We start from the raw sequence: 6,769 nt of genomic DNA, 5'->3' as shown, positions 1-6,769 counted from the left end.
AAAGTATGTGAAATCTTTGAGCGCAGTATCGCGTGACTCAATGATTTTTCGTGTGAGATAAAAGACTGCCGGCAGAAATCGGCAGTCTTTTCAAAATAGCCGCATCGGCTAAGCCGTGAACAGTAACATTCAGACGTGTGAGGAAGTCAAGTACACTTGATTTATTTTAGGGGTTGTCCTATATTATTTATAGGTAAACGCCTACCGATCGCAACGGTTAGAATATTGCGAACGTGTATGTTTTGCCTCCGAAAACGACGGGGTGCTTCGGCGTAGAATATCGTTTACGTGTACGGAAGCCTGCCTGTTTAGCGGCTTCCTTTTTTAGGATTTATAATAACATTATGAAAATTGTCACGATTAACCAGGTATTGCTGAAAGAATTTCAGAATGATCCTGAGATTCTAAGAAAAACAACGCGCCCATGTGCACTAATTGTCCGCTTAAAATATAAAGGTGTGAACAGATCTTTTGCTGTACCACTGCGATCGAACATTTCCGCCAAAACACCAAAAAACCAGTATTTTGCGCTCCCTACAAGATCAACGACCCGCACGGGCAATCATCATGGTTTACACTATATCAAGATGTTTCCAGTTACCAAAAAATACCTCATTAGATATCGTACAGAAGGCAATTCGTTTGCGACTATGATTCAGTCCACCATAAATAAAAACGAAAAACAGATCGTAACCGAATGCCAGAAATATTTAGACGATTATGCAAACGGATGCAGACCGCCATTCTCAACAAATCTGGATCTTCTTATCAGCATTCTGGATTCTATGTCTCAAATTAAGAAGTAACATGGATAAACTATAGGATCTGCCATCCGACGCATGATGGAGGAACTCAATAACTGTCTTGTCAGATTCCAAATCTTTTCTGAACAGAAGATTCAAAAACCCGCAGAACAATTAGAAGCGTTTTAAAAACTTTTCCAGCTCTATTGTAAATCTGAGCGTCAAAGCTACTGATTTTAGGACATGACTTTGCAATTGTATTGTAAACAGGCGGGCAAATCGGAGAAATCACCGACGATTACAATGCAATTGCGAGGTCTAAAGTGCTACAAGAACTTCCCGTTTAAAATAGAATTGCACGGTTTAAAATAGAATTGCAAACTAACATGTCTACTTAGTTGACAGAAATGTGGTAAATCCATTAGTCGTATAACATACATTATGCGAATATGTATACATAAAGCAAAACCAGCGGATAGCCGTCAGATATCTGCTGGTTTTGCTTACTGCATGCAATTCTTTATCATGTCTGAAATACTATTATGCCTCTCATGAAATGACCATCCGCAGATCAGATTGATTGTCCTGATCTGCTTTTTATAATGTCACCAGCTAGAAAGTGTTAAGATTTTTTGATTTTGTCACTGTTTGCTAATTGTTACTGTTTTGTCACGAATACTACTTTCTATGATCTTCCAGAACACTGAGGATGCGCTGTACGTCCTTCTGACTGTCCGCTTCATAGATCGGATCTCTTCTACGCTCGCCCACCTTTACGCATTTGTAGTGTTTGCCATATCGATTGATGTACATTTCTTCAGTAAAGGCATCAATCTTCACGGTAATAGGTGTCTTCTGATAGATTTCGAGCATTACTCCATCAGCGTCAAAGGCTTCATACAATGAGTTTCCCATCGAAAACATATTGTTTCTCATGGTCCTTGGATATTCCGCATAGAACACGGCAGAATAATCAAAATCTGTCGGAAGCGGACGAAATGCATCGACTGGATCCAGAACCGGGAATGAGAACTTTGCATTGAGATAACGAATGTACTTCTCATTAAACCAGCGGTTCAGCGTGTTGTAGTTATGTGGAATATGGAATCGAATGATATCATTCGGAAGGCGTCCCTGAGCAGTGCCGTTGTACCGCTCTACACGTCCTTTAGCCTGTGGTGAATTGGCAAAGATCATCTTGATATCAAGACGGGCAAGCATGTCCGCGAACTGTGACGGCTTTCCGGATTTAACACTTCTGAAGACAGAATCCTTGTCAGAATATGTTGCCATCGGAACACCGTACTTTTCAAGGATTAGACGCATCATGCGTGCATATCCTCTGGTACACTCTGTAGGCATGAACCATCCTGCGAGCACTTCGGTTCCTGCATCATCTACTGCAAGATGCAGTGCGTACGCTCTGTCATCGTTAAACCAATCATATGGAGTGCCGTCAATCTGGATCAGCTCTCCGCGGCGGTCTCTCGGCCTACGAATTGGATGCGATACATGCGAACCATCTGTTCGAATCGGCTTGGCACTTGGTGACTTCCAACCTTCGCGTACGAAAAGATCTCTGAACCAAGATTTACTTCTATCCTTCAGTCCACATTTCGCTGCATCTCCTTTCCTCTCAGGATCTCTTCCCCAGATTACATCCTCTCGGTAGATATCTCTGAATTGTGCTATGGTAATGCTTGGATATGCTTTCTTGAATTCTTCTAAGTAACTGACTTCTTGGTCGGAGGCAGTCGTTACTGGCTTCTTGCCGGTATTACCATGAACAAGGATAGATTGCATATCCCTTTCATTCAGCTCCCCCGCAAGCCGTATAAGCTGTCTCTTACTGTAACCAGTTTTCTCAGTTATCTCTTGGTAAGTGATATGTGGATCGCTCTGCTTCTGAATCAGAAGTTTCAACGCTCCGGACTTGTCTTTATCGTTCTTCATAGAACACCTCCAATGAGGCATTCTACTCAAATACTGATATCCATCCCGTAAAAGGGTGACATTTTCAAAAAATCAGAAAGGTGACATTTTCATTTAACTATTACATGTCACCAGCTAGAAAGGAAAAAACCTCAGAGTCCTTTATTATCTTGCGAATAATACCTCTGAGGCTGGTCAGCAAAACATGATTAGTATCACAGATTACGAGCTTGTTGAAATCAGAAATAAAGATAAGTCAGAAACTCTTTTGTGTTGTGAGTAATAAAACTGTTCCTTGTCCTGTCTGCAGCCACAAACTGGTCTATCGTGATTCAGTAACACGTTATGGCCGGGATTATTACGATAAAAGAAGCACCTATCTCATTCGGCGGTTGAAATGCACAAATCCTTCCCCCTGCCGCTGGCATCACAGAGAGCTTCCGGACTTTCTGATTCCTTTGGCATTATTTATCAAAACGCCATTATTCAATCAAGTCTGTTTCTCACCGATTCCAGCAAGCTTTGCTTATTTACGTGCGTGTAATATATACGACAATGCAGCATCATGATCCAGTAAGTATTCAAACGTCGCAGCTGCTATGCTTTGATATAATTTCATCAGAAACACAAGAAGCTCAGTGAAATTAACAAGGAGGTTTACAAATGGATGATTTTGAAAAAAGCTTAGCCAGAAATCTTAATGATCCTGAATTCAAAAAGGAATGGAAATCTCTGGAGGTAGAGCACCAGATTCAATCTGCACTGATCAAGGCATGCACTGATGCGAAGATGACGCAGTCAGACCTTCCTTCCAATAGTGGATCTCTTCAATAAAATGTTAGTGCCTTATGCATCGTTCAGATCTGTGATATTCTCTTTGCTCATTCTGCCCTGATGCACGTTGTCTAATACCATGTTTCATCATCAACGATCTCAATCAGATGTTTGTCAAAGAGTGTAATGATTTTGAAGATACGAGTTTCATCTTCAAAAGCGATATAAGCATTGCCATCCAATATCCTATTCACCCTTCCAAGGCCATACTTCTTGTGCTTGATATGCATGCCGGGTGCCAGGTTTGTAATTTGTCTGTTATGTTTGCTGGTTATCTTTTGTTTCTTTTGCTGTTCCTCTTTTGCATATACATGTCTTCTGTTTCTCAGCATATCTGCCAGGTTTGTCAGAGCATACTTGTGCTGAGGATACTTCAGCAGTATTTCATCGCCGCACTGACCGATGATAACTGCCTTATGGCCGGATGCATCAATATATGTTCTTCCGATCAGATTTCGTGTTAGCGCAGCAAATATGTCATCTGAAGGCATCACTTCCTTTGGAAGTCTGGAAATGATCTCATTTGTAAATGACTGTCGTTCATTTCCTATATGAAAGAGATAGAGGGAGTTTTTAGCACGGGTCATACCGACATAGAACAATCTTCTCTCTTCCTGCTGAATCTGAATATCATCGCTGTTTAAAGGAAGTATGCCATCGATCACATCCAGCAGATACACTTGATCATATTCAAGGCCTTTGGCCGAATGGATTGTACTGAGAATCAGATTGGCATCTTTGGAATTCTGATGGTTTTTGATCAGATTCTCCAGTTCATCCAGCCTGTTCAGGAATGTCAGCCCATCTTTTTGAGAACTGGCAATTTGTTTGAGAATATCCAGTTTGGACAGATCCAGATTCTGATGTTCCGCATAATCAGAATACGCCATTTCTTCCGTAATGAAATCGATGAGACTGCTGCCGGAGATTTCCTTTAGTTTCTTGAATTGCTTACTAAGATTGACCACTTTGGCCTTCATCCAGCCTGGTAAATCCTGACCGTTTACCAATTCAAACAGAATCGTATTTCCTGAAGCAGAACACTTTTCCATCGCTGCAGCTGCCATTTTCTTAGAAATCTGAAGAGAGAACTTGTAGTAGATTCTCTGGAAAATCTCAAGGTTATCCGGAAAATACGCAAAGGTTACGATATCCCGAATGTCATTTACAATACGGCTTGAAAAGAACAGTGCATCATTGGAACGCATTTGAAAGGAAATTTCATTTTTGTAAAGCAGGTCCACAAGCGGAATGGCAGAATCATTGTTACGGTAAAGCACGGCAAATTTGTTCTTCTTTTCTTTTGCTTGATCCAACAGCCATGTATATTGATCGCTTCTGTCAGATACCTCTATCACATGAATCTGCTCACCTTCCTTACGCACAGCTTTGATGTTTTTCGGATGGCGGAACTGATTTCTGGAGATGAAATCCGAAGCAGCAGAAATGATATTGCCGGTGGATCGATAATTCTCTTCCATTAGAAGGACTTTCGCATCAGGCCAGTTCTTTTCAAAGTCAAGAAGTGCCTGCGGATACGCTGCACGGAATCCATAAATACTCTGATCCTCATCACCAACCAGGAACACATTCTGACTTTTCTCAGCAAGAAGATGCAGGATTTCATGCTGAATACGGGATGTATCCTGAGATTCATCCATGCAGAAATATTGGTATCTCTGCTGGTAGTATTTCAGCAGAGCAGGAACTTTCATAAGAAACAATCTGGCATAGACAAGCTGATCATCATAGTCCATCCATTTATGCTTTTTCATTTCATCAAGATAGGCATTGTAGATCAGATCAAAATGATCAAAGCTGAACTTCATATCTTTGATCTCGTTCTCATCCAGCATCATGTTCTTTACATATGTGATACCGGTTCGTATTTCCTTGAGAATACTGTCTGTTGCGTACTCCTTGGTATAGTCTGCATAGATTTTTCTCAGCAGTTTTGTAGTCTGATCGTCTTTTGCCAAATCAAAAACCTGGTTATGTGAAACCCTTTCGGAATATGTACGGATAATCATATTGCAAAGGGCGTTAATCGTTTTAAACGTGATCTTATCAGCCAGTGCTTCTGTAAACTGTCTGGCAAAACGCGCCTTCATTTCATCAGCGGCTGCATTTGTATACGTTATTACCACGATAGACCGTGGATCAATGTTTCTGACATAGATCATATAACCCAGTCTTGCAATCAGAACCGTTGTTTTGCCAGATCCCGGTACAGCCAGTAAAAGTACAGGCCCATCCACTGTTGTGACAGCCTGGATCTGCTGTTTGCTGAATCCATGTGTATATTGTTTTAGAAACGCTTCTTTATCCATCTGCCTCCATTATCCCACTGGCAGCTTGTTGTGCACAGAATCAATTCATACAGTTGTAAAAGGAATGATAGATATTCCAGTGACAGATATAAATGCTTGTCTGTGGTGGATCTTAGTTTGCTGATGTATTGATGGATCTGTTTTTCAATGCTTTCAGAGTGAAAAAAACAAGCAGACTGATATTCACGATCAATACGATGACGCTTCCCTCGATCATGTATGTTCCTCCGGAAATAAGAGTATTTCCAGATGGTACCATTTGCAGTAATTTTGGATAATCATCCGCAAGACTGACACCGCCCAATAACAATGAACCGATGATATTCCATACCGCATGTGCCATGACAGGTGCCAGCAGCGTTCCTTCTTCTTCATATAAAGCTGTTGTGAATAAACTCATCGTAATGACGTTAAGAACGGGAAGAATGCCTGCTTCAAAAGCACCGCCATGCATCAGTGTAAATAATGCTGTTGTAACAATCACAGCTGACTGCAGGTTGTATTTTGTTTTTAACAGCTGATAGATATATCCATGCACCAGGAGTTCCTGCATCATAACATTGATCAATGCAGAAATGATCCACAGCCACATCATTGAAACCTTGTTTTCTCCTGTAACAATCAGATGATGCGTGATCAGAAGGATTCCTGCAGATATGCCAATCCATACAATTCCGCAAAGTAAACCAGTCAAGCTTCCTCTTCCTGCATTTTGTGCAATTGGAATTTGGATATGTTCATGATCAAGAAGGATAAAAATGATCGTGAAGGCAAGAATGATCAGGAATGGGATCAGTTCTGCAAAGAATCTCCATACAGCTGGATTCTCCGAAGGAACGTCAATGATTCCAGTCAGAACAGCCCAGCCAATAAAAAATACAGTGATTTTCAAAATGGTTAACAGATATCCTTTTGCAGTTTCTTTCATTC

General features: G+C 41.0%; 6 protein-coding genes. 3 read left to right on the top strand and 3 right to left on the bottom strand.

The features are described 5' to 3' along the window. Window positions 1-344 precede the first annotated feature (344 nt). Window positions 345-806 carry a hypothetical protein gene (locus tag SOI44_RS07665; protein WP_331348622.1) on the top strand — a complete coding sequence of 154 codons (462 nt, stop codon included), beginning with the start codon at window positions 345-347 and terminating at the stop codon, window positions 804-806. A 615-nt stretch (window positions 807-1,421) separates the two neighbouring features. Here SOI44_RS07665 and SOI44_RS07660 read toward each other — a convergent pair. Beyond that, window positions 1,422-2,696 carry a hypothetical protein gene (locus SOI44_RS07660; protein WP_331348621.1) on the bottom strand — a complete coding sequence of 425 codons (1,275 nt, stop codon included), beginning with the start codon at window positions 2,694-2,696 and terminating at the stop codon, window positions 1,422-1,424. A gap of 254 nt (window positions 2,697-2,950) precedes the next feature. On the opposite strand from SOI44_RS07660, the gene SOI44_RS10425 reads away from it, so the two are divergent. Continuing rightward, complete coding sequence (locus SOI44_RS10425) at window positions 2,951-3,244, top strand: DUF6431 domain-containing protein (RefSeq protein WP_442914586.1); 294 nt, start codon at window positions 2,951-2,953, stop codon at window positions 3,242-3,244. A gap of 94 nt (window positions 3,245-3,338) precedes the next feature. After that, a complete protein-coding gene (locus SOI44_RS07655) occupies window positions 3,339-3,509 on the top strand; it encodes a hypothetical protein (protein WP_331348620.1) in 171 nt (56 codons plus the stop codon). 71 nt (window positions 3,510-3,580) lie between these two features. On the opposite strand, the gene SOI44_RS07650 is transcribed toward SOI44_RS07655, so the two are convergent. After that, entirely contained in the window at window positions 3,581-5,839 is a 2,259-nt protein-coding gene (locus tag SOI44_RS07650) for an ATP-dependent helicase (protein WP_331348619.1), read from the bottom strand. Window positions 5,840-5,951: 112 nt separating this feature from the next. Continuing rightward, complete coding sequence (locus tag SOI44_RS07645) at window positions 5,952-6,767, bottom strand: CPBP family intramembrane glutamic endopeptidase (protein WP_331348618.1); 816 nt, start codon at window positions 6,765-6,767, stop codon at window positions 5,952-5,954. Window positions 6,768-6,769 lie beyond the last annotated feature (2 nt).

Origin of the sequence: Lactimicrobium sp. (assembly GCF_036453465.1) — a bacterium.
GTDB lineage: Bacteria > Bacillota_I > Bacilli_A > Erysipelotrichales > Erysipelotrichaceae > Bulleidia.
This window is presented reverse-complemented; position numbering and strand designations above follow the sequence as displayed.